This is a genomic window from Spirosoma sordidisoli (assembly GCF_004138325.1).
GTDB classification, from domain to species: domain Bacteria; phylum Bacteroidota; class Bacteroidia; order Cytophagales; family Spirosomataceae; genus Spirosoma; species Spirosoma sordidisoli.
Genome location: NZ_SBLB01000010.1, coordinates 79,973 through 102,635, shown reverse-complemented (window position 1 = coordinate 102,635; position 22,663 = coordinate 79,973). Strand labels below are relative to the sequence as shown.

General features: G+C 52.3%; 20 protein-coding genes and 1 tRNA gene. 7 read left to right on the top strand and 14 right to left on the bottom strand.

Translation table 11 applies throughout. The annotated features are described in order from the left end of the window. Positions 1-176: 176 nt before the first annotated feature. The 4 genes from EQG79_RS26835 to EQG79_RS26820 all read right to left on the bottom strand — a co-directional run bounded on the left by EQG79_RS26835 (position 177) and on the right by EQG79_RS26820 (position 6,128). Positions 177-3,227 (bottom strand): lantibiotic dehydratase, encoded by a 3,051-nt coding sequence (locus tag EQG79_RS26835; RefSeq protein ID WP_240699468.1) that lies wholly within the window; start codon positions 3,225-3,227, stop codon positions 177-179. Positions 3,228-3,406: 179 nt separating this feature from the next. After that, entirely contained in the window at positions 3,407-3,766 is a 360-nt protein-coding gene (locus EQG79_RS26830) for a response regulator (protein WP_129605796.1), read from the bottom strand. Between the two features lie 358 nt (positions 3,767-4,124). Further along, positions 4,125-5,276, bottom strand: coding sequence for a sensor histidine kinase (locus EQG79_RS26825; RefSeq protein ID WP_129605794.1), 1,152 nt, complete (start codon positions 5,274-5,276; stop codon positions 4,125-4,127). 78 nt (positions 5,277-5,354) lie between these two features. Continuing rightward, positions 5,355-6,128 (bottom strand): LytR/AlgR family response regulator transcription factor, encoded by a 774-nt coding sequence (locus tag EQG79_RS26820; RefSeq protein WP_077922441.1) that lies wholly within the window; start codon positions 6,126-6,128, stop codon positions 5,355-5,357. Positions 6,129-6,273: 145 nt separating this feature from the next. On the opposite strand from EQG79_RS26820, the gene EQG79_RS26815 reads away from it, so the two are divergent. Continuing rightward, positions 6,274-6,510, top strand: a complete 237-nt coding sequence (locus EQG79_RS26815) for a helix-turn-helix domain-containing protein (protein WP_077922442.1) — start codon at positions 6,274-6,276, stop codon at positions 6,508-6,510. A 341-nt stretch (positions 6,511-6,851) separates the two neighbouring features. Here the strand turns inward: EQG79_RS26815 and EQG79_RS26810 are convergent, their stop codons facing one another. Both EQG79_RS26810 and EQG79_RS26805 read right to left on the bottom strand, forming a co-directional pair. Beyond that, entirely contained in the window at positions 6,852-7,769 is a 918-nt protein-coding gene (locus EQG79_RS26810) for a PfkB family carbohydrate kinase (RefSeq protein WP_077922443.1), read from the bottom strand. A 194-nt stretch (positions 7,770-7,963) separates the two neighbouring features. Next, the gene (locus tag EQG79_RS26805; RefSeq protein ID WP_077922444.1) at positions 7,964-9,166 is read right to left on the bottom strand and encodes a hypothetical protein; all 1,203 of its coding nucleotides are present in this window, start codon (positions 9,164-9,166) and stop codon (positions 7,964-7,966) included. 223 nt (positions 9,167-9,389) lie between these two features. Here EQG79_RS26805 and cysS point away from each other — a divergent pair, with 223 nt between their 5' ends. The 3 genes from cysS to EQG79_RS26790 are packed head-to-tail and all read left to right on the top strand — an operon-like array spanning position 9,390 to position 12,332. Beyond that, positions 9,390-10,880 (top strand): cysteine--tRNA ligase, encoded by a 1,491-nt coding sequence (cysS, locus tag EQG79_RS26800; protein WP_129605791.1) that lies wholly within the window; start codon positions 9,390-9,392, stop codon positions 10,878-10,880. Between the two features lie 8 nt (positions 10,881-10,888). Further along, positions 10,889-11,908 (top strand): M28 family peptidase, encoded by a 1,020-nt coding sequence (locus EQG79_RS26795; RefSeq protein WP_129605788.1) that lies wholly within the window; start codon positions 10,889-10,891, stop codon positions 11,906-11,908. 13 nt (positions 11,909-11,921) lie between these two features. After that, entirely contained in the window at positions 11,922-12,332 is a 411-nt protein-coding gene (locus EQG79_RS26790) for a hypothetical protein (protein WP_240699470.1), read from the top strand. Between the two features lie 16 nt (positions 12,333-12,348). Here the strand turns inward: EQG79_RS26790 and nadD are convergent, their stop codons facing one another. The 7 genes from nadD to EQG79_RS26755 form a co-directional block, all read right to left on the bottom strand. Then, entirely contained in the window at positions 12,349-12,921 is a 573-nt protein-coding gene (nadD, locus tag EQG79_RS26785; RefSeq protein WP_077922447.1) for a nicotinate (nicotinamide) nucleotide adenylyltransferase, read from the bottom strand. Between the two features lie 74 nt (positions 12,922-12,995). Then, a complete protein-coding gene (gene gmk / locus EQG79_RS26780) occupies positions 12,996-13,595 on the bottom strand; it encodes a guanylate kinase (protein ID WP_077922448.1) in 600 nt (199 codons plus the stop codon). A 95-nt stretch (positions 13,596-13,690) separates the two neighbouring features. Further along, positions 13,691-13,894: a hypothetical protein gene (locus tag EQG79_RS26775; RefSeq protein ID WP_236648818.1), complete on the bottom strand. Its 204-nt coding sequence runs from the start codon at positions 13,892-13,894 to the stop codon at positions 13,691-13,693. A 167-nt stretch (positions 13,895-14,061) separates the two neighbouring features. After that, positions 14,062-14,742, bottom strand: coding sequence for a sigma-70 family RNA polymerase sigma factor (locus EQG79_RS26770; protein WP_236648819.1), 681 nt, complete (start codon positions 14,740-14,742; stop codon positions 14,062-14,064). A 247-nt stretch (positions 14,743-14,989) separates the two neighbouring features. After that, the gene (locus tag EQG79_RS26765; RefSeq protein WP_129605786.1) at positions 14,990-15,487 is read right to left on the bottom strand and encodes a hypothetical protein; all 498 of its coding nucleotides are present in this window, start codon (positions 15,485-15,487) and stop codon (positions 14,990-14,992) included. A gap of 114 nt (positions 15,488-15,601) precedes the next feature. Beyond that, a complete protein-coding gene (locus tag EQG79_RS26760) occupies positions 15,602-16,369 on the bottom strand; it encodes a (Fe-S)-binding protein (RefSeq protein ID WP_240699467.1) in 768 nt (255 codons plus the stop codon). A gap of 232 nt (positions 16,370-16,601) precedes the next feature. Continuing rightward, positions 16,602-17,984, bottom strand: a complete 1,383-nt coding sequence (locus EQG79_RS26755; protein WP_077922452.1) for a 4Fe-4S dicluster domain-containing protein — start codon at positions 17,982-17,984, stop codon at positions 16,602-16,604. Positions 17,985-18,127: 143 nt separating this feature from the next. Between EQG79_RS26755 and EQG79_RS26750 the strand changes: the two genes are divergently transcribed. Continuing rightward, positions 18,128-18,203 (top strand) — tRNA-Phe (locus EQG79_RS26750). A gap of 309 nt (positions 18,204-18,512) precedes the next feature. Here EQG79_RS26750 and EQG79_RS26745 read toward each other — a convergent pair. Further along, positions 18,513-19,445, bottom strand: a complete 933-nt coding sequence (locus tag EQG79_RS26745; RefSeq protein WP_129605781.1) for a hypothetical protein — start codon at positions 19,443-19,445, stop codon at positions 18,513-18,515. Positions 19,446-20,233: 788 nt separating this feature from the next. Between EQG79_RS26745 and EQG79_RS26740 the strand changes: the two genes are divergently transcribed. Together EQG79_RS26740 and EQG79_RS26735 are read left to right on the top strand one after the other, a co-directional pair. Further along, positions 20,234-21,751, top strand: a complete 1,518-nt coding sequence (locus tag EQG79_RS26740; RefSeq protein ID WP_129605779.1) for a type IV secretory system conjugative DNA transfer family protein — start codon at positions 20,234-20,236, stop codon at positions 21,749-21,751. 18 nt (positions 21,752-21,769) lie between these two features. Next, the gene (locus EQG79_RS26735) at positions 21,770-22,537 is read left to right on the top strand and encodes a hypothetical protein (RefSeq protein WP_129605777.1); all 768 of its coding nucleotides are present in this window, start codon (positions 21,770-21,772) and stop codon (positions 22,535-22,537) included. Positions 22,538-22,663: the final 126 nt, after the last annotated feature.

Genomic DNA, 22,663 nt, shown 5'->3' with positions numbered 1-22,663 from the left:
TGTTTTTGTGATCGATTTGTTGATTCAAAGTTGCGACCTAACCAGACTGGTTTCAATAACCGGCCGTTATAGCTTAATCCATTTGGGCAAACTTTATTCGCTTTGGTTATACAGCCCATAAAAAAGCCCCGAAACGCATCGTCCCGTGGCTTTTCGTAAACGGATCACGTAGTATCCTATAATTTCTGCCGTGCCCATACTGAATCGTAATGCTTGGCCAGGCAGTAGTACAGCACAAGCTCATAGGCCCGCTGTTTGGATGGAAACAACCGATTCACAACCATATGGATCAGGCTGCTCAGCATGGAATGCAACGTTTGCGGATTGTACTCATAAGCGGCTACCAGCTTCTGCAACAGTTCGGTTTGCCGGCAGTGCCACTGGTTGTGTTCATCGGCCAGTGGAAAATCGGCCGATAGGGCATGCTCCAGAAGCGAGCGGTAGGTGCGGTATTTTTCGTTCAGTTGCCGACGCAGCGCCGACTCGCCCCCGAACTCCAGAAAAAAGCTTTCTTTAAGTCGGCTCATGATAGCCAGGCACCCGTCGGGCAAGAGGCCTGCCCCGGCCAGGAGCTGGTTAATTTTACGAATGGCAAACGCAAAGCGCAGGTTTTCGTCGAAGGCATCGCCGGTGCGCGCCATGAAGGCCAGCGTCGACAGACTGTCGCAGTGAAACAGCGTTTCGCAGAGGCTAATGTGTTCCATACCGTACCGTTCCAGCTCGCGTTGGTAGGTATCGATCTGAACGCGGTGTACGATACCCGCTTCTATAGATTCGGCCAGCGCCTTTTCTACCACGCGCACAACGTGATGGTAAAATTCGAGGTGCGCGTTGCCCCGAAACCTAAGCCGCAGGTGGGGGTCGGTGTCTTTGTAACGCACAAAGAAAAACTCCTGGATGATCTGCGTTTTCAGCAGCTGCTGCACAACGGGATAAATGGTTTGCAGCAACAGGGCGTCGGATGTTTTTTCGCCCGTGTACACTTTCAGGTAGAACCACTCGCTGCCTACCGAAAATTTGCGCTGGGGCAGGTGCGTATTCGTCTGGCTCAGACCGGGTAACGGCTGGGCGGCTTTATTGTGAAACGGAATAATGATTTCGTGCGTAAAATGCTCGCGTTTGTTGATCAGCGGGCAGCGGTCAGGCTGGGTCAGGCATTCGACCAGCCGAATCTGCGTCTGTTTTTTGATTTCGTCGATGAGCAGGTTGAGCGACGCCGGTACGTGCAGCGCTATGTACAATTCATTATCGCCCTGAGCCAGCATAAACTGATCGGGCAAACCTACGGCCGTCAGCTGGGCTACCAGCCGCAGCGGATTATCGGGGGTGAGATTACGGCACTGAAGCTGCCAGGTAGCCCGGCTTATCAGGATGTTGCGGTACCGAACGCGGGGCAGGTAAGCTTGGGTTCGCAAAACGCCCCAGTTCCAGACCACGTTCAGGTGCATATCCTGCGCCTGTAAATCGCAGAGAAACCGGTAAATCGGCAGGCCCTGGCTAAAATTATGCGCGTTGGTCAGACGCGGCACTACGCGCTGGTTCAGGCGTTTTGAACGCAGCACAACCCGATTGTTGCGCACCGATACCATCAGGTCAGACAACGAAATTTGATAATCGGGGTCTACCGACGACTGGCCCATGTAGGGGATTTCGTACTGGTAGAGCGTAGGCCGGATCAGGATGTTACCCGCCCGGTTTTCGGGCAGGTGTACAATTTCGGCCATGATCACGTTGGGGTGGTGCTCTTCTTCGGCGGTAGCGCAACTCCGGATGTGTTTGGCTAGCTGGGGGTCGCCTTCGCCAAAGCGGCTCATGAGATTAACGGCCGATGGCCCTTTGCAGGCCAGTAGATTGAACAGAAAATCACCTTCGTCGAGTGCCCGGGCCGAGCGGGCCAGCAGCGATCCAAACGCGTAAAAACTGCCCGGCAACGGTGCCGACGCGGTTTGCTGGCTATTGATGTAGGTCAGATCGTCGTCGGTCAGGATGATTTCGTCCTGTTTGGTTCGCAGGGTTTCGGCGTATTTGTCCATGACCAGTGTCTGCCACCAATCCCAGGCGGTGGTCTGGGCCACCGCAGCACTGGCAAACGTAAGGTCGTCGATGAGCGGGGCGTAGCCTACACCCAGCATGGAACTGTGGCCGTAGCCAATGCCGAACTCCCCGTCGAGTGCCAGCGCCAGCGGCACCTCTTCGTCTTCGTACCGATTATAAAACAGCCGCTTGAACTCGTCGAGATTGGGGCATACGTAGGGCTGGTTCAGGGCCATCAGTTTCTCCAGCGGGCGCTGCAGGTGCTGCATGGCGCGTTCGCTCAACTGCAGGCCTGGCGTATCGAAAAATGTGTCGACCTGTACGACATCGGCAGTGGGCACGGCAATGGACCGATCCAGAAACCACTGCCGAACCTGCGTATACGCCACGAGCCGGTCGGGATGCTGCAACTGGTGCTGAAGCTGGCGCAGGTCGCTGGCCCAGGCGTCGGCATTTTCCAGCGAAGCAATTTGTTCGGTCAGCCGGTCGAGGTAGTGCAGGCCCGTTACGGTAGGTTCGATCTCGAAGATGAGTAACTGTCCTTCAATGAGTTGCTCAACAAAGTCGATCGCTTCGTCGGCCTGGGCATCCCGTTCGATCAGCAGCGCGGCCAGTTCCTGGATGGTGGCGCCGGTACGGGCGGCTTTGAGGACAAGGGTCAGGTACTGATCGGCTTCAACAACGCTGATAAAGTAGTTCCGGTTGCTGGCTTCGCGCTGCTGCTCGACATAACGAAGCGACGAACCAACCGGATAGAGCGATGAGTTGGGAAAAAGGCGTAGCTGCGTCCGAATGGTGGGCTGGTTCGTGAGCCACTCCCGAATGCCCAGCAGGCAATCCATATCAACGCGGGTGTGGGTACGCAGCGAGTGGGCCGGAGCAGCCTGAAATTGGGTGTATTCGCCAAACTGACCCGTCGTGCATCCCGCAAACATACCGTAGGGCGTAGCGCGGCTGCACATTCGAATCAGGTACTTGTGTAAAGTAGCCAGCAATTTATCCTGCTCGGGCAGGACCTCACCCGCCAGCCAGCGCCGGAAACGTTCGTAGAGGGTTGGCGACGCAGCCAGGATAGCCTCCTGCGCCAGCGGATCCTGATAATGTTGCCGTAAAAGTTCTTCGAGGGGATGGGAACTCAGCTGCTGGTAAAACTGAATTAGCCGGTCGAGGGAATAAAGGGGCCGACGTATCAAAAAAAAACGGCTTAGCTGGATCATTCGGGAAGTATATCGACGTGGAGGAACTTACTAATATAGTGAGCCCTGCCAGGGGTGTCAACAAAACCCGCTTTTTTTCGACTAATTACCCAAATAAATTATTGTTAATAAACAGACCGGAACGTATTGGGAATCGTTTTCGTGTAACTACATCTTTATCCGAACACAGCGACATAGCGCTCCATACTGACCGCAAATCGGTCAAATGAATACGGTTCGGTCAGAAAATCAAAGGGATGCAGGTTCAGATAGCTGAACAGATGAGCTGGATACGGCGAGGTAACGATAACCGCCGGATGCTGGCGAAGGGCGGCCAGAAACGGCTCCGGTACATCTTCGTCAGGGGCCGACAACCGCAGAAAAACCAGCGTACACTCTCTTGACCGGATGCAGGCGAGCGCATCTTCAGTAAACGCACCAGTCTGGCCAAAACATAGCCAGCCGGTGCGCTGAAGATAGTGAGCAAGCTGGCTTCGGCTTACTCTCGAATAGTTAAGGGTGAGGTAGGTTTGCAAGAGGTACTAGCCGCCAATAGTCAGAAAATCACAAATTCGGCTCGACTTACCTGTGTTTGAATTAGTCACACCAGCGGGCGTTAGGCACACAATGCGCTCTTTTTTCAGCGTAAGGCGGGGCGATACGGTAGCTGTTTGATTCTTCATGGTAATAGGCGTTAGAAAGTTGGTTTAGAAGTTAGCAGGTCGGTAGAAACAACTGTCGCTGGTGACCAGTGGCCGTTGACATGATAAACATAGCAGATGACCCAGGCCCGCAGCAAGTTGTTTAGATCGATTTCAGCCACTTTTCGACTAATTGCCGTCTTTTTTCGATGAATGATTGCCCGTCAGAAACCAGGAGTCGTCGCACCGCCAGCTAGCGAGTCGTCTCCTGAATGGGCTCCAGGTCGATAACGAGCTGAACCCGGTACACATCGGCCGCTGGTGTAATCGTCAGCGTGTGTTTATGAGCATACAAAGCCTCCAGCCGACGGCGCACATTCACCAGCCCTACCCCACCTGATTTAGCCCTGGTGCCAGCGGCACCTCGTCGGGGCGCTACGCTGTTGACTACGGTAAACGTTAGCCGGTGTTCGACCACAGTGGCGTCTACCCGTACATAAGCATTGGACATGCCTCCCTTTATGCCATGCTTGAAGGCGTTCTCCACGAAGGCGATCAGCAGCAGCGGAGCAACCTGACACACGCCGGCATCACCCTGCTGCTGGTAGTCGATTGTGATGGGCTGATCGGCCAGACGATTGCGCTCCAGATTGAGGTAGTTCTGAATATACGCCAGCTCTTTGTCGAGGGCAATGCGAGGCTGGTCGGTTTCGTAGAGGTTGTAGCGCATCAGCTCGGCGAGTTGCAGCACCAGGTTGGCTGCGGGCTCATCGGTATCGAAGATGCGGGCGTAAATGCTGTTGAGCGTGTTGAACAGAAAGTGCGGGTTGACCTGGGCCTTCAAAAAATTCAGCTCCAGAGCCAGTTTATCGCGTTCGGCCAGGACCAGTCGTCGCTGATAACTGATAATATCCCGAAATGCTTTGAAGGTTAATAAAACGATAGGCAAGCCAAACGCATAGAACAGGTTCCATAAAGCAACCCGTAAGCTGGTAAAGCAGCCCAGCCAGCCAGCCTCCCGAACCATCGCGTTTATTTTGGTAGCATACGTTGGTTTTCCGTCTGGCCGAACTTTAGTACTAATTGAGTCCAGGTAGTTGAACAACTCACTATTGAGCTGGTACATGACAAAGAAAACCACCAGGATGACGGTAGCCAGACGCAGGTACTTCTGGGAGTAGATGAAGGCCGGAAATACATAATACCCCAGCAGATAATACAGCCCGACTGTTTCCAGAAAATCAACGACCGACGCCGTACGGACGACTCGCTCATTGTCTTCAAAAATCCGGCTGCCGGTGCTGTCGATAAGCACAACGTACACGACCAGCCACATCAGCAGATGGCCCAGCACCCGAAACAGGCGTCGGTTTGGCCGATACACTGTGTCGAGTAGCTGACGCATTGGCTGACCAGCAGACCCTGGCGTATTTGTAAACGGATTTGTCACATTACCTGGCAACTAGAAACGTATACATTGGGGCTATAGCATATTCTTTTTCAGCTCATTCATAACCGTTTCGCGGTAGGTAACGCCAATGACTACTTTCTTGCCATCAAGTGTCGTAATCTGATTGCCGTCAATTTCTTTGATGGCCTGCCGACGCACAATAAACGAGCGGTTGACGCGCAAAAACTGGGAAGGCGGTAACATGTCTTCCAGCTTGGTCATGGTCATGTGCGTGACCAGCACACGGCCAGTCAGATGCAGCTTCAGATAATCTTTCATGCCTTCGGCAAAGACAATATCTTCGGGAGCCACCCGCACTAGTTTTTTATCTTCTTTGATCAGGAAGTAGGGTACGTTCTCACGCGGGTCGGCGGGGGCCTGCGCGGGCTGGCTAACCGGCGCTACTACGGGCGCGGCAGCACCGGCGTTCGGCACGAAGCCCAACCGTTTAACAACGCGGTTGATAGCTTCCAGAAATTTGTCGAAGCCAACGGGTTTTAGCAGATAGTGCGAGACCGAATCGAAGTCGTAGGTTTCGGCCGCAAACTGGGGCGAGGCCGTAACCATAATCACCATCGGATGCGGCTGCGGCAGTGACTTCAGAAACTGAACCCCGGTCATATCGGGCATCTCCACATCCAGAAACAAAATATCAGGTTTCAACTCCTGCACCTTCTCCAGCCCCTCAAACGGGTCGAAGCTCTGGCCCAGCAATGCCAGGTACGGCATCCGACTGATGTACTTCGACATAATCACGTGTGCCGGCGACTCATCGTCTACCAGATAGCAGGTCAGGGTTTCATTCATAGCACCGGCAATATATTCATTAGCCTGCTTCGATACACAATTGGTCGATGAAGCTGACCAATTGGTCGAAATAAGTTTCTGTCAGCTACCGCCTGCGTTTGTTTTGTAGTGTTCAAGTGCTACCAAAACCTCAAATCAGAAAGTCATGAACCCAATTGCTCTCAAGATCCGCAAACTACGGGAGATTCACGGCTACCCGCAGGAATACGTTGCTTTTCAGCTTGGTGTCAGCCAGGCAGCTTATAGTAAGAAAGAAACCGGGCGTACTGAGTTGTCGCTGACGGTACTGCAGCAGGTATCGCAGCTATACGGCATTAGCCTGATCGATCTGCTGAACCTCACCACGCAGGATTTGATTATCATGGCCATCCGCCAACAATAACCACCCCACCAATCCATTAGCAAACCGGAGGTTTTACTTACCACCAAACCCTGACAGTGGTCGTAGACCCTGTCAGTGGCAAACACCCTGTCAGTGGAAAACAACCAATACCCGGATAACAACTAGTGTAGACCGCTGATAAGACACAGGCGCACTGCCCACAACCTGAGTTACAGACAACCAAAGCCACTATACGAACAAATCTGGATTGGCGTGAACACGCCGAAGGTGAAGAGCAACACTGTATACGCCAAAACCGGCCCACCCAACAAGTGCTGCCAGGTCAATTGAGTAAACAAATCAGCCGTTGGCTATTGGTTGACAATAGCCAACGGCTGCGACTAATTCAGACCAAAGGCCGATAGCTTCACAAACTCGCTGACACGCTCGTCGATTTCGTCCTGCGTCAGGTTCATGATCCGCTCAGCCCCGAATTTCTCGACGCAGAACGACGCCATGGCCGACCCGTAGATGATGGCCCGCTTCATGTTGTCGAACGATATATCGTCGGTTTTGGCCAGGTAACCGATAAATCCGCCCGCAAACGTATCGCCGGCACCGGTCGGGTCGAAGACCGATTCGAGCGGCAACGCCGGCGCGAAGAAGATTCGGTCTTCCTGGAACAGCAGCGCACCGTGTTCACCTTTTTTGATGATGACCGTCTGGGGTCCCATCGTGCGGATTTTGGCGGCCGCCTTCACCAGTGAATACTCTTTGGTTAGCTGCCGCGCTTCTTCGTCGTTTACCACCAGCACATCGACCAGTTTCAGGAGCGCCATCAGGTCCGGATTGGCAATCTCGATCCAGAGGTTCATGGTGTCGAGAACGATCAGTTTAGGGCGGCTGTTCAGCCGCTCGATAACCGTTTTCTGAATAGCGGGGGCCGTGTTGCCCAGCATCAGGTACTGGCAATCCTGGTACGAAGCCGGAACAACCGGATCGAAGTTTTCCATCACGTTCAGCTGCACCTCAACGGTATCGCGGGTATTCATATCGTTATGATACTTACCCGACCAGAAAAACGTCTTCTCTCCTACCCGCACCTGCAATCCATCGGTATTGACGCCGTGACTGTTCAGATCGCGGATCATCGACTCCGGAAAATCATCGCCTACCACAGCAACGAGGTTGTTGTTCTTCGTGAAATACGAAGCCGACAGGGTGATATAGGTAGCGGCACCGCCGATGATCTTGTCGGTCTTGCCAAAGGGCGTTTCCAGCGCGTCGAAGGCTACGGAACCGATGGTTAATAAGCTCATTGTTTATCTTTTTTTGTTTACAATTTTTCGGTATTCCAGTTACAGTTTTCGATCTCCACTGTGGTCTGTGTCCCCACTGTGGTCCGTGTCCGCACCGTGGTCCGTGTCCCCACGGACCACTCGTGCGTCAGCAACACCATCCGCATGATTGGTCCGACTGCGCGTCCCGGTGGGGTCTGCAACCGTCATTCATTTTATCTTTCCTTCTTCCGGCCGATAACGGGGCAGCGTTTGAACGGCTTCGTCCGATCGAACAGGTAGCGGTAGGTAACGTGCGTCTTAACGATCGTTGACCCGAGCTGACTCACGAACCGAACCATAATGGGGTTAAAATCGCCAACCCAGTTCATCTCCAGCGTGTCGTACTGAAAATTCGGGTTGTGGTCGGCTTCGTGCGGCATCCGGAGCGCAATGGCCGCTTCGAGACCCTTGCCCTGATGCGCGGGCGCTACGCCAAAAACGACCCCAAAGGCCTTACGGTTGGTTTTGCGCAACACATGCCACAAAAAAGTCAGTTTGCCGAAAAGATCCAGTTTGCCGTTTACGTGCTTGAAAATCTGGTTCAACTCGGGCAGGCAGACGAAAAAGGCCACCGGTTCACCCTGATAATAAGCGAAATAAATAATTTTCTCGTCGATAACCGGCTTTAGCTTCTGCATCAACACCTGCGCCTGCTCGGCCGACATTTCCTTCACGCCCGAATGCCCGCCCCAGGCTGCGTTGTAGATATGCCGGAATTGCTCGGCCGCGGCCGGCAGCTGCTTTTTATCGATGGTCCGGAACGAGTAGTCGGGATTCTCGTAGATGCGCTGCGCCCGGTCTTTAACCGACTGCGACATCTCGGTCAGCCTCGCCCAGGTAGTTGGAATGCCGAAGGTGAACTGCCGGAAATAATCCTGGAAGCCGTAAGCCTCGAAGAAACTGATGTAGTACGGTTTGGTATACGGCATGCAGTAGTTGGGCTCGCGGTCGAACCCGTCGACCAGCAGCCCCCACCACCGGTCTCGGTCGCCGAAGTTGATCGGGCCGTCCATGGCTTCCATACCGCGGCTCTGGAGCCAGACTTTGGCCGCATCGAACAGCCGGAACGCAGCCGCCTGATCGTCGATGCATTCAAAAAAACCCATGCCGCCGGTGGGCTGGTCATTATCCAGGTTGGCAATGGCATGATCGATGAAGACCGCCACGCGCCCCATGGTTTCACCCCGGTCGTTGAGCAGCAGATACCGTACGCATTCGCCCTGCTCGAACCGCTTGTTCCGCTTCGGGTCAAAAACCTCCTCAACATCGGCGTCGAGCGGCCGTATCCAGTTGGCATCAGCCTTGTACAAACGAACCGGAAACTGGATGAACTCCTTTTGGTATTGGGGATTAGTGCCTACGTCTACGATCTGCATTCCTGATCAACTCGTGGTTACTGACAAACGGATAGCGGTAAGGCCAGGCCTGAGCCTGTTTTCGTTACCACTTGTACGCTGGTCATGTCAAGTAGGCAAAGATAGCGAGTTTGGCCCGGTCCGTCATTTTCCGGGTAACAATGCGTAGCTTTGTCTACTATAAACGAGTCGTTCAGCTGTTCCGGACGAAACCGGTTTCGAACAGCCGAGCAAGCCCATTACCATGACGCAGCCGCTCAAGCTATACAATACGCTTTCCCGCCGAAAAGAACTGTTTGAACCGCTTAATCCGCCCTACGTGGGCATGTACGTCTGCGGACCGACAGTGTATAATTACGTTCATCTGGGTAACGTTCGTACGTTCCTGACCTTCGATACCCTCTACCGCTACCTGACCTTTATCGGGTATAAAGTGCGCTACGTCCGTAACCTGACCGACGTAGGCCACCTGGTCGGCGACGGCGACGAAGGCGAAGACAAAATCGGGCGCATGGCCAAACTGGAAAAAGTAGAACCAATGGAGATTGTACAGCGGTTTACGAACGATTTCCACACGGTAATGGCCCAGTTCAACACCATTCCGCCCAGCATCGAGCCGACGGCCACGGGCCACATGGTGGAGCAGATCGAAGCCGTACAAACGCTGCTGGCCAAAAAACTGGCCTACGAGTCGAACGGGTCGGTCTACTTCGACATCGAGACATACAACCAGCAGGGCGGCAACTACGGCAAACTGTCGGGCCGGATTCTGGACGACCTGCTGAACGAAACCCGCGAGCTCGACGGCCAGTCGGAGAAGCGCAACCCCCTCGATTTTGCCATCTGGAAACGGGCCTCGCCCGAGCATATCATGCGCTGGAATTCGCCCTGGGGCGAAGGCTTTCCGGGCTGGCACCTCGAATGTACCTGCATGAGCACCAAGTACCTGGGCAAACAGTTCGATATTCACGGGGGCGGCATGGACCTCAAGTTTCCGCACCACGAATGTGAAATTGCTCAGGGCGACGGACTCACCGGCCACGACCCCGTGCGGTACTGGATGCACTCCAACATGCTCACCGTCAACGGCCAGAAAATGAGCAAGTCGCTGGGTAACTCGTTCCTGCCCGCCGAGCTGTTTGCCGGAAGCCATTACCTGCTTGAGCAGGCATATAGCCCGATGACGGTGCGCTTCTTTATGTTACAGTCCCACTACCGCAGCACCCTTGATTTCTCGAACGACGCCCTCAAGGCCGCTCAGAAAGGCTACCGGCGACTGGCTAACGGGCTGCGGGTGGTCAAAACCATGAGCTACCGGCCCGACGAGAGCGTATCGGCCGACATGGCCAAACAGGAAGATATCCGCAAAGCCGTTCAGCAGTTTTACGAAGCCATGAACGACGACCTCAACACCGCCGTAGCCATTGCGCAGGTATTTACGCTCCTCAAATACGTGAATATGCTGTACCTGAACCAGCTTCAGCCGGCCGCGCTGGGCGACGATGTGTTCACGCTGCTGAAAGAGTCGTTCAGCACCTTCATGCAGGATGTATTGGGCTTGAAAGAAGAAGGCAGCGACAATCAGCCCGTGCTGGAAGGCCTGCTGACCCTCTACCGCGAATACAAAGAACAGCGCCAATACGACAAAGTCGACCAGATTCGTTCGTACTTCAAAGCGCAGGGGCTGGCCATCAAAGACATGAAACACCAGATCGACTGGGCCTACGAAGAGTAATTACCTGTATGAGCAGATTCTTTTTTAGTATCCTCGCCACGGCGCTTATTATGGCCGCCTGTAAAGAAAAACCCAGGCAAAGTGACGCGACCCAGCCTGCGGATCAACCCGTACAGGTAACGGCTCCTCCGTTCAACGCCGACTCGGCCTATACCTACATTGACCGGCAGGTAGCGTTTGGACCGCGGGTTCCGAACACGCCCGCCCACGTCGCCACCGGCAATTACCTCGTTGCCAAGCTGAAACAGTTCGGATGCGAAGTAACGGAGCAGAACTTTGTGGCCACCACCTGGGATAGCAAGAAGCTGAACGCCCGCAACATCATCGGCACTATCAACCCCCAGGCTACCAAGCGTATCGTGCTGGCCAGCCACTGGGATTCGCGCCCCCAGGCCGACCAGGACCCCGATAAAGCCGATCAGTCCAAACCCGTAACAGCCGCTAACGATGGCGCCAGTGGCGTAGGCGTGCTGCTGGAACTGGCCCGCACCATTCAGCAGGCCCAGAAAAAGCCAGGGGTCGGTATCGATATTATTTTCTTCGATGCCGAAGACTGGGGTAACTCCGAGAAAGCGGCCAACGATTTTGAACCGGCAACCGGCAATCAGTACGACTACATTGGCTTCTGCCTGGGCTCGCGCTACTGGGCCAAGAACCTGCATAAACCCGGCTATACGGCTTACTTCGGTATTCTGCTCGATATGGTTGGCGCCAAAGGGGCTACCTTCGCCAAAGAAGGCCTTTCGATGCAGTTTGCGCCCAGCGTGGTGAATAAGGTCTGGCAAACCGCCAGCGCGGCTGGCTACAGCCAATACTTCATCGATCAGCCCGGCGGTCAGATTACCGACGATCACCTGGCTCCCAATACTATTGCCAAAATCCCGATGATCGATATCATTCACACCAACGCCGGTACGGGTGGCTTCTTTCCGGCCTGGCATACGGCCGACGATAACATGAGCAATATCGACCGGGGTACCCTCAAAGCCGTTGGTCAAACGCTGCTCCAGGTCGTATATAATGAATAAGCGGGCTATGAATATGAACCTGTTTGGTACAGGCCGTCGGCTGGCAGGTGGCCTGTTTGTCGTTTGCTGGAGCCTGACCCTGCTGGCCTGTGGTACGGTACCGGATCAGTTTGGCAAGCTTAACCTCAAAAAATGGCGGGGCGACCGGGGAGGCTGCACGGGCACCCGCTCCGCCCTCGAGGCCGACTTCAGAGCTGAGATTCCGAACCTGAAGGGCAAAACAGCCAATACCATCGGCGAGTGGCTCGGCCGGCCCGACGCCAACATCCTGGCCGATCGGAACCAGAAATTCTACGTCTACTACCTCGAAAAAGGCCCCCAGTGCGATAAAGTCGGGGCAAAATCGAGCAGCCGCTCGGTAGCGATTCGGATGAGCGCCATTGGCTTGGCTACCGAAATCACCTTCCAGAACGGATTGCCGTAGGGCCGGCCCTGCGGGGCTATAAGTAGAATTTTTTACGCTCGATCATCTCCCCCACCACATCGGGTACCATATACCGGATGGATCGGTTGGCGCGGATACGCTCGCGGATGAACGTGGCCGAGATGTCGAGCAGGGGCGCTTCGACCACGCGTACGTTCGGGTGGGTTTTGAAGGCACTCTCTGCCGAGCGCGGCCTTTGGTAGACATACAGGCCGTAATACTCCAGAATAGCTTCGTGATTTTTCCAGTTGGCAAACTGCTCCAGGTTGTCTTCGCCCATAATGAGCCGAAACCGATGCTGCGGATATTTCTCCGACAGCCGCACAAGCGTATCGATCGTATAGCTTGGCTTGGGCATCGAGAATTCAATATCGGTTGCTTTCAGTCGGCTGTTGTCGGCTATGGCCCGCTCAACCATGTCCATCCGGTCAAACTCGTGCAGGAGGCTTTTGGTCTTCTTGAATGGATTCTGGGGCGACACTACGAACCAGACCTGATCCAGGTCGGTTGAGGTTGCCATGGTATCGGCAATGATGAGGTGTCCGACATGAATCGGATTAAACGAGCCGAAAAAAAGACCTACGTTCAAGAGTACACGTGTGTTTATGACGGTGGGGTATGTACGCACCGAAACATCAGTAAGCAACCCCAAATCCGTTTGCCTTACAGTATCGACGCTTTGGGCGGAACCTTATCTTCGTTGACGAAGTCGTTCACCAGCTTCTGGGCTTTTTGCAGCGATGTTTCCAGATCGTCATTGACCAGAATCACATCGAACTCGTTCTGAAAGCTCATCTCGAAGTGCACCTTGAACAGCCGTTTCGACAGGCTTTCTTCTGTTTCAGAACCGCGGCCAATCAGGCGCTGACGCAGGGTTTCTTCGTCGGGTACTTTCACGAACACGGCCAGGGCTTTGTCGCCATAATATTCTTTAAGCTTCAGCCCACCTTTTACATCGACATCGAAGAGAACGTGTTTTCCACTGGCCCATACGCGTTCGATTTCGGATTTCAGCGTGCCGTAGAACGCGCCGACGTACACTTCTTCCCATTCTACAAACTCGTGGTTATCTATTTTCTGCTTGAAATCTTCGGGTGTCAGAAAGTAGTAATCCTGCCCGTTTTGCTCCGAACGGCCTCTGCGGTCGCGGGTACAGGCTGAAATAGAAAAACCGAGATTGTTATTCTCGGCCAGCAGATGCTTGACGATGGTTGTCTTACCAGAACCTGAAGGAGCCGAAAAAATGATGAGTTTCCCGTTCAATGTGTGTTGGTGGTTTACCGGTTATAAAGAAAATCGGGGTAACCAAGGTGGCGTGGGCCAGATCCTTAATTACCCCAATTCGTGTAATGTCTTTCTTAACTAAACGTCAGAATCTTGGCTTTGATCGTTGCCACCAACTGATCGGGGCAACACCGTTTTTCCATGCGTTTGGTCAACAACTCTTTTACTTCTTTTTCGAGGTGGTACATCTCGATGCAGGGTTTGCATGATTCGAGATTGACCTTCAGTCGGGCGAGCTGCTGTTCGGTAGCTTCCCCATCCAGAATCAGCTGGATCATCTTCAAGCAGTCTGCCTGATGACTGCAATGTTCTTTCATCGCAGGCTCTGCGCTGGATGAAGATGACGATGGCAAAGACGTTTGCATTGGAAAAATTTTATTTATTCCAAGAATAATAATACGTTAAGTTATCAGCAGAACCAAAATACAGATAGAAAAAGTTCGGTTTATTCGTCAGTTTCTTCGTTATATCCCATGGATGCTGCGTAATCCCGTAGTTTCTCTTTCAGGAGGTTACGGGCGCGGTGCAACCGGGAGCGAACGGTACCGATCGGGATGTCCAGAATCTTAGCCATCTCTTCGTAAGTAAACCCTTCGATATCACAAAGGATAATTACCGTTCTGAAATCAACCGGCAACGCGTTAAGCGCTGTGGCCACTTCATCACCAATCAGATCTGAGACTGACTCAGCCCGCAGATCAACCGTATGCTCTGTTTCGGCGTCTTCTGAATTATAGGTCGTTTCAACGTCCTGATAATCTACTTTAGCCGGCTCTTTGCTTTTCTTACGATAATCGTTGATGAAGCTGTTCTTCAGTATTCGAAACAGCCATGCTTTAGCGTTGGTTCCCTGCTCAAACGACGAAATAAAGCGGAAAGCCTTTAGATACGTATCCTGTACGAGGTCGTTGGCATCATCCTCGTCAGTTGTCAGGCGGAAAGCAAAGTTGTACATGGAGTCAATGTGGGGCATGAACTCCTTGTTAAATACCTGATACTTCTGCTCGTCGGTATATCGGCGGGCAGGGGCATCAGCCGAGGGCTGCTCAGTAGAACCGCCATCGGGTGTTAGTTGATCGTCGTCGCGAGTTGGCGTATCTGACATAACTTCGGGTATGGTCGCCATAAAAGTAAGCGTTTATTGCCGTTTGCAAGCGGCAGACTTCAACGAATTCCTGAATCAACTGAGACCAATCCGCTGAGTATGATCAAAGGTTGACTGCAAAAACCAATCCTTTGTTCAAAAAAAAGGTTTAAAATCAATGGCTTATGCCGAATTGTCAGTGAACGTTTCTAAATCGGCGAATGTTAAAGCCGGCCAGTGATTAATCATCCGTGATTAATCACTGGCCGGCTTTGAGAAACGGACGCTGTCAGGCCGTAATAGATGAAAAGTAGCGTTTTAGCCACGAATCGGCCGCCCTGATCTGCCAGTCTGTCAAAAATTCAGCTTTCGTTTTCACCAGCGTGTTGAAAACCGGCGTGTCAGGCTGGATCGTCCCATCGGCCACCGCGGCTTTGATGGCGGGCAGCGCAAACGTGCCCACCGACCCATCAGCCTGCCGGATGGCAGCCGATCGGTCGAAGAAATCGACCGACAATTGCTGGCCAATTTCGCGCAGGGTCCGGACCGACGCATCGATCGAGCAACCACTTGGCAGGTTATATCCTTCATCGACACCCACGACCACAAACCGGTTCTCGACAACCTGGGCCGAAGCCAGCAGGGGTTGCCCGTGCGCGGCCCAGTCGCCAAGCGCCGGTTTCAGCCGCTGTTCGATAGCCAGTACATCAGCATCCGAAAGCGACCGGCTGGCCTGGTAAACCCAGACGCGGGCACCATCGGGCAAGGTTTTAAAATCGGTATACATAAGTTGAATGATAGATCTATAATGATAAATGATGAGTGATAAACGATGAATGGGCTTGTTGGCTATTACCTGGCAGCCGCATTCATCGTTCATCACTCATCATTTATCATTTGTTTACAGTCCTTCGCGCTGAGCGATTAGCTCCGCAATATCGTAGACCCGAACGCTGTCTTCGCGGTTCTGGTTCTTAACGCCGTCAGACATCATGGTCATGCAGAACGGGCACGAAACCGCAATGGTGTCGGCGCCAGTGGCCAGGGCTTCCTGAACCCGCTCTACGTTTACATCTTTATGGCCGGGTTCGGGTTCTTTGAAGTATTGGCCGCCACCGGCTCCGCAGCAGAGACCGTTGGCCCGCACGCGCTTCATCTCAACCAGATCGGCGTCCAGAGCCGCCAGCACATCGCGCGGGGCTTCGTAGATTTTGTTGGCCCGGCCCAGGTAGCATGAATCGTGAAAGGTAATTTTACGGCCTTTGAACGACTGCCCGTCTTTCACCCGCACCCGTCCTTCGTTGATCAGGCCCTGCAAAAATTGCGAGTGATGAATCACTTCGTAGTTGCCGCCCAGCTCCGGGTATTCGTTCTTGATGGTGTTGAAGCAGTGCGGACAGGCCGTCACTATCTTTTTCACGTTATAGCCGTTCAGTACCTGAATATTGGCCATGGCCTGCATCTGAAACAGGAACTCGTTACCAGCCCGCCGGGCCGGATCGCCGGTACAGGCTTCTTCGGGCCCCAGCACGGCGAACTTGATACCCACGTGGTTCAGGATGCGGACAAAAGCAATGGTCACGCGCTTGTAGCGATCATCGAACGAGCCCGCACAGCCCACCCAGAACAGCACTTCCGGCTCTTCGCCAGCCGCAGTCATCTCGGCCATTGTTGGAACACTATATGTTTTCTCGGTTGTCATTTTCAGCAGGTAGTTTTTTCAGTATTCGGTTTGCAGTGGTTCGTTGTATGGTCCATCACCGTGGTTCGTGTCCTCACGGACCACTTGTCCGGACGGTTTGCTGACGCCTGAGAGGTCCGTGAGGACACGGACCACGGTGAAGCGCAGAACGCACAAACCAACGGCGCATACTGGAGCAAACCGAATGGGTGTATCTGGTTTATTTAATTACAGACTCGTTAACCTGATCGGCCCAGTTGAACCGGTCGCCGGGCGAGAACTTCCAGGGCGCCATGTTGTTCTCGATGTTGCTGAACATCGCGTTCCAGGAAGCGGGGGCCTGCGACTCTTCCATTACCCGATACCGGCGTAACTGAAGAATGATATCAAGCGGGTTAATATTGATGGGGCAGGCGTTAATGCAGGCCTGGCAGGTGGTGCAGGCGTTCAGCTCCTCGGCCGTGATGTAATCGTTCAGCAGCGATTTGTCATCCTTATAGTCGTCGCCCTGGGTTTGCCAGCCGCGCTGAATCTCTTCGAGCCGGTCGCGGGTGTCCATCATGATTTTGCGGGGCGATAGTTTTTTGCCGGTGATATTGGCCGGACAGGCGGCCGTACAGCGACCACATTCGGTACAACTGTAGGCGTTCATGAGGTTGATCCATTTCAGGTCATGGACATCTTTGGCGCCAAAGCGACCAACTTCAGCCGGCTGCTGCCCATTATCATTCTCCTGCGACCCATCGGCCTCGGTCGTAAGCGGTAAACCCAGTGCCAGCTGCACCTCTTTGGTGATCTCGGGCATATTCTGCATTTCGCCTTTGGGTTGCAGATCTGAGAAGTAGACGTTTGGAAAGCCCAGTGCAATGTGCAGGTGTTTCGAGTAGGTTACATATACCGCAAAGGCCAGGATGCCGAGAATGTGCAGCCACCACGCCCCGCGTTCGTAGGCTACCAGCGCCGTATCGCTAAATCCGGTAAACAGCGGTTTCAGATACTGGCTGATAAGGAAATCGGGCACCACGCCCTGCAGCTCGCCATAGTGGCCAACCCCCCGGTCGCGCAGTACACTATCTGACGCATTCCAAGTCAGGAAGGCAATCATCAGCACGATCTCGGCTGTCAGGATAATGGTAGCATCAGGAACCGACCAGCCGCGCAGTTCCCGGTGTCGGCCGGCCTGTAGGCGGCTTACCCGCGTCACAAACCGGCGCGTCAGAAACACGACGCATACGGCCAGCACGCCGAACGCCAGTACTTCGAACACATCGATCAGGATCGGGTAAACGGGAGTGATATATGGCGCAAACAGCCGGTGCGTACCCAGCACCCCATCCAGAATGATCTCCAGAATCTCGAGGTTGATGATGACAAACCCGGCGTAGATCACAAAGTGCATTATACCGACCAGCAGATTGGTGAACATCTTCTTCTGGCCAAAGGCAACCAGCAACATGGTCTTCCAACGTTCGGCAGCGTTATCGGTGCGGTCTTCGGGCCGACCGAGGTTAATAGCGCGGGCTATAAGCTTCACGCGTTTGGTTATGTACCAGGCCGTAACTGCCAGGGCGGCTACGAACAAAATTTGCTGAATTATTTCCATGTGTATTTCAGAGCAACCTTGCCTGATAGTCAGCAATCTAAACGCTCAACCAGGACTTACTTAAAAAATATTCCGTTACAAGTATTGCAAAAGGCCGACAAACCCGTACTTTTGCACCCACGTTTCGCAGTTCAGCGCAACCCGGTGATGTAGCTCAGTTGGTAGAGCAAAGGACTGAAAATCCTTGTGTCGGCGGTTCGATTCCGTCCATCACCACCAGAATATGAGGCAGTTACAGCTACAAGTTGTGACTGCCTTTTTTGTTGGTACAACATAGGTACAACATTCACGTTTTTTGCGGTCTTGCTCGACCTTTGGACAAGGACAACGACTGATTCTAGTGCACTACAAAAAAAGCCTTGAATCTTCATACTCTATAACGACTAAAGTACCCTCTTCGTTTTCGTAATAATAAAATAGTATGCGTGCATACTATTTTTAAAGAAGTAAAAGTACGAAGCTTGATGGAGAGTCACAAGTGGCTATAGTGGACAGTCCTTCATGAACAGAACCTTATTTGACCATATTTTACCGTGATGAGTGAACAGGCAATAGACGAATAGTATCAATCAGCCAATCATCATGGATACGCTTACACGTCACACGGTATAAGCGTTTGAGTTCGGTATGTTTGAAGGTGGGAAACACAAGTGGAATATCATCTCGCTTGATTCTACACTTGTACCAAACGTATTCGGAAGCAGCTGGTTCAAACAGTTTATAAAGCTCAATTCGGTCAAAACCACGCCCACCTGCTGCTTCAACCTCTGCCTTAAGCCTTTTTACTTTGCTGACAAACTCGTCTAGATGGGCTACTGTGAATTCATCCCATCCACTTAAAGTCGGTGATCGGTAATTACGAAACTCATCGATGTAATAAACAGAACACTCAACTGCACCCTCGGCGCTACTGGCGACGTTGAACACCTTAATGTTCTTGATTGCAACCGTATTATTATAACCTTCACAGAAGCGGTCAAAATCGGACTCACAAATGCTGTGTTGCAACCTAGGCGTTAGACAGGACCAAGCCTCTTCATAATGAGTAGGTCCGTTATTAATTGCATCGTAAAAGCGCAAGACGGTAGCGGTCGCCTGGTCCCATTCGGATTTCTGTGGGAGTGATTCAGCCTGCGCAATTGCGCCGGTATTTGCATTTTTTTTTCGGCTGGGGCGCTTAAGGCTGTTACGAAAATTGGGATTCATTTCCGTAAAAGTACGCCCCGTGATTCCGATGTAGCCTAATACAGCGACAGCCAAGCGTTCGTCCAGGCTAATAGACTTGCCTTGTTTAGCACGACAGTATCGATCATAAAAATACTCTGCATTAACCTCGAAGCGTTCAAAAACGAGACGCCTTTTCTCGCCCTGCTTAAGCCATACACTATATTTTCCCTTAGATACAGCTTCATCATTACCCCATTCCTTGCGAATGAATGCCTCTTTCAGCATCTCATACATATCCATGTATTCGGTAGGAGTGTATGTATATCGACGTATTGGTGCGGTTAGCATAATTGCGCAAATTTTAGCGCAAAATATTATCCATTGACTTCACTGTCAATGGGTTCACATCTTTGTCTTGCTCAAGCGGCCGCACTGAATTGAGCAGGTCACGCTGGAAAACCTGTAATCATCCAGCACGTCAAAAATTCCTTATTGGATGACCACTGTTGAAGACGCGTGTGCACATGGCTGGATTTATCATGAAAACGGCATCATGACTAACCTCGACGGAAATCGTGTACTAGATACCCTGATTGGGGAGACCGGCCAGCTGTACGTGAAGCGTCTTGGCGACGATGATGTTTACAGGCCTTACAACTCTGATAAACATCTGTCCGACGTTTGGATCTGATGAGTGCCGTAATTCTAACCATCGGTCTTTTCCTGTGCGCAGAAGTCAACTGTTTCAAATGCTCTATTAATTCTAACAATTATGGCACAGCCAACTAGTGATGATCTCGAGCGCGCTTTACGCGAGTCCGATTTCAGGAAAGATGCACACGATGATTACTATTACCGGATCAAAGATGGCCGGGTTGAGAAGCGCTGGACGGACGGTGACCATTCTCAGTCCTCTGAAAATGGTCACCGTTGGGAAAGGCACCAAAGCGGGAATGAATACTAGTCTTTTTAGACTCAATTGATGATCGCTAACGGCGTATTGCGGGTCAAAGTCAGCCTACTTTGACCCGCTCTTAAAAGAGATTGCAACGACTGTTTGGATAGTAAACCGCGACAATTCTATGAGGACATTCGATCTAGATACCCCTCTTATGGATTTGGTATCCAGCACACAACGGTCAGCCTTCCGTATCCGTCACAGCGTGGAGGGAATTCTGGTCACCGGAGGTATAGGCTCGGGCAAAAGCTCCGGCTCGGGTCGCATGATCGCATTGAAATATCTACAAGCAGGCTACGGTGGTCTGGTACTCTGCGCTAAACCGGATGAAAAAGAAGTTTGGCAGGCATATTGCCGCATGACTGGGCGCGAAAGCGATTTGCTCATTATAGAGCCGAAAGGAAAGCATCATTTCAACTTTTTGGAATACGAGTCTGCTACCTCAGCAGGCATTTCCAGCACTGACAATCTGGTTCAAGTTCTTAAGACGGTTATTCGTGCAGGCCAGGAACAGAGTGCAGGCAAAAGTGATGATGCCTTTTGGGAGACAGCACTGGATATGCTAATTGCCAATACCATCGATCTATGCAGAATGGCGTATGGTAAGGTCTCTGTACAGGCGCTCTATGATATTGTCCAATCCATCCCCAAAAGCCGGGAGGATTTACAGGATGGTCAAGAAAGCGATGAGGTCAAACCGTTTTTTAAAGCGTTTATAGCCGCCCGTCGCTATGTAATGGATCAGATTGATGCATGGCATGACAAGCAGCCCAAGCATATGCATGCGCGTTGGGCCGATGATGCTCTTTATGAAGCCGACATTTTAGATGCTTTACCGGACGCGCGGCTGTTGCGCGTACTGGATAGCTTTTTCAATGAAACGTTGATTGATCTCAGCGATAAAACACGCTCGATTGTCGATTTTTCCTTCAGCGGGTTTTTGTTCCGCCTGCTCCGAGAGCCTCTTTACTCTCTGTTTTGTCACGGTCGCTCAACTCTGACCCCTGAAGACTGCCTGGAGGGTCGTATCATCCTAATCAACCTACCCGTCAAAGTGTATGAAAAATCCGGACGAGATGGACAGATTCTGTTTAAGTACTGTTGGCAACGGGCGATGGAAAAAAGAGATATCACGAAGAATCCACGGCCTGTCTTTCTGTTCGCCGACGAGTGCCAGTTCTTCCTGCACGAGCATGACCAGGCCACCCAGACAACCGCTCGCAGCAGCCGGATCGCGACCGTTTACCTGACACAAAACTTGCACAATCTGTATGCAGCGATGGGCGGTGAAAAATCCGAACATAAGGTCAAGTCGTTCCTGGGAACGCTCGCGTCCAAGATTTTCCACGCGAACAGCGACGAAACGACGAATGACTACTCATCGAAGCTGATTGGGGACGCCTACTTTGTTGATGAATCCGAAAGCACCACAGTTTCCCAAAACTTTTCACAAACGCGCGGCCGCTCGCTTAAGCTCGAACGGGTCGTGAGGCCTGAAGAATTTCAACGCCTGCGGTGTGGCGGCCCCCTGCATGACTGTCGTGTTGATGCTTACTTCTATCGTCAAGGTGATTTGATGAATGGACGTAATTACATCAAGTTGACCTTCAATCAAAATTACCAACCCGATTACACTCTCTAATCTAAACGATCCAAAGCCATGCAAAAGAAGACTTATTTTCAGACCATGTACCGGCGTCGCGACCCTATTAAAGAGACGTTACTCGCGTTCTTCCTCGGATTGAGTTCATACCCGCGTATGCTGATCGAGACCCTCATCCGGCGGGACATGGGCGAGCGCTACTTTAGTTTCTCAGGAGCCATGACCTTAGCGATTGTGCTTGGTTTTATACCTCTATTCTTAATGAAGGGACTGGAACGTCTATATGGCGGCATAACGACCTTTCAATTCCTGGGAACGTATATGAGCTGGTATCTGTACCTAGCCGTGTTTGTTTACATGGCTATTCAACGGCGCGATGAAATTAAACACCTACCCGGTGTCTTTGATTTTGCACGTTTCAGCCTGTCTACCGGTCTCATTCATCCCTGGTTTCGGAGTCTCGAATGGCAAGGGAGACGGTTCGATGTGCGCACAATCGAGACCGTTCTGGAGCCCGGTGTCTTTTTCTTTTCAGGCATGATTCTTTGGTTCTCCGGTCAGCCCATTGGGTTTATCCTCGTCGTTAGCAGTATTTTCTATTCGTTCAGTTATCGGGCGGCCTATCATGCGGGTGACAACTATATCATGGACAAAATAGACGAGCGGATCTGTAACGAAGAATTAGTTAACACGTTTGTGGACGACAAGGACGACGCCCAAGCCAGAGGATTTCACTTCTACGGCCGCCGTCCAGCGGACCCGGATGCGCGCCGTCTTGTGGCCGAAATGTTCATGCAGGAGGACGAATCGGTAGAGGTTATGTAATTCAGAGCTGTGCTCCGAGAAGACGTCTGATGGAAAAATGACTATACGACGAGCCGCCTTCCCGCGCACAGCTCTGGCTTAGATTATCGGTGATGCACCGTGTCTAAGAAACGCGCAAAGTCCCGT

What these genes read in the sequence shown, in the direction of transcription:
- EQG79_RS26825 (WP_129605794.1), bottom strand. Translation starts at nt 5,276, where the DNA reads ATGCGTCAGCTACTCGACACAGTGTATCGGCCAAACCGACGCCTGTTT.
- EQG79_RS26820 (WP_077922441.1), bottom strand. Translation starts at nt 6,128, where the DNA reads ATGAATGAAACCCTGACCTGCTATCTGGTAGACGATGAGTCGCCGGCA.
- EQG79_RS26740 (WP_129605779.1), top strand. Translation starts at nt 20,234, where the DNA reads ATGAGGACATTCGATCTAGATACCCCTCTTATGGATTTGGTATCCAGC.
- EQG79_RS26765 (WP_129605786.1), bottom strand. Translation starts at nt 15,487, where the DNA reads ATGTATACCGATTTTAAAACCTTGCCCGATGGTGCCCGCGTCTGGGTT.
- EQG79_RS26775 (WP_236648818.1), bottom strand. Translation starts at nt 13,894, where the DNA reads ATGATCCAGCTGATTCTGGATGGGGAAGCTACCGAACAGCAGCTCGCC.
- EQG79_RS26795 (WP_129605788.1), top strand. Translation starts at nt 10,889, where the DNA reads ATGAGCAGATTCTTTTTTAGTATCCTCGCCACGGCGCTTATTATGGCC.
- EQG79_RS26815 (WP_077922442.1), top strand. Translation starts at nt 6,274, where the DNA reads ATGAACCCAATTGCTCTCAAGATCCGCAAACTACGGGAGATTCACGGC.
- EQG79_RS26745 (WP_129605781.1), bottom strand. Translation starts at nt 19,445, where the DNA reads ATGTATGAGATGCTGAAAGAGGCATTCATTCGCAAGGAATGGGGTAAT.
- EQG79_RS26770 (WP_236648819.1), bottom strand. Translation starts at nt 14,742, where the DNA reads ATGGCGACCATACCCGAAGTTATGTCAGATACGCCAACTCGCGACGAC.
- EQG79_RS26810 (WP_077922443.1), bottom strand. Translation starts at nt 7,769, where the DNA reads ATGAGCTTATTAACCATCGGTTCCGTAGCCTTCGACGCGCTGGAAACG.
- EQG79_RS26755 (WP_077922452.1), bottom strand. Translation starts at nt 17,984, where the DNA reads ATGGAAATAATTCAGCAAATTTTGTTCGTAGCCGCCCTGGCAGTTACG.
- EQG79_RS26805 (WP_077922444.1), bottom strand. Translation starts at nt 9,166, where the DNA reads ATGCAGATCGTAGACGTAGGCACTAATCCCCAATACCAAAAGGAGTTC.
- EQG79_RS26735 (WP_129605777.1), top strand. Translation starts at nt 21,770, where the DNA reads ATGCAAAAGAAGACTTATTTTCAGACCATGTACCGGCGTCGCGACCCT.
- EQG79_RS26790 (WP_240699470.1), top strand. Translation starts at nt 11,922, where the DNA reads ATGAACCTGTTTGGTACAGGCCGTCGGCTGGCAGGTGGCCTGTTTGTC.
- cysS (WP_129605791.1), top strand. Translation starts at nt 9,390, where the DNA reads ATGACGCAGCCGCTCAAGCTATACAATACGCTTTCCCGCCGAAAAGAA.
- EQG79_RS26760 (WP_240699467.1), bottom strand. Translation starts at nt 16,369, where the DNA reads ATGGCCGAGATGACTGCGGCTGGCGAAGAGCCGGAAGTGCTGTTCTGG.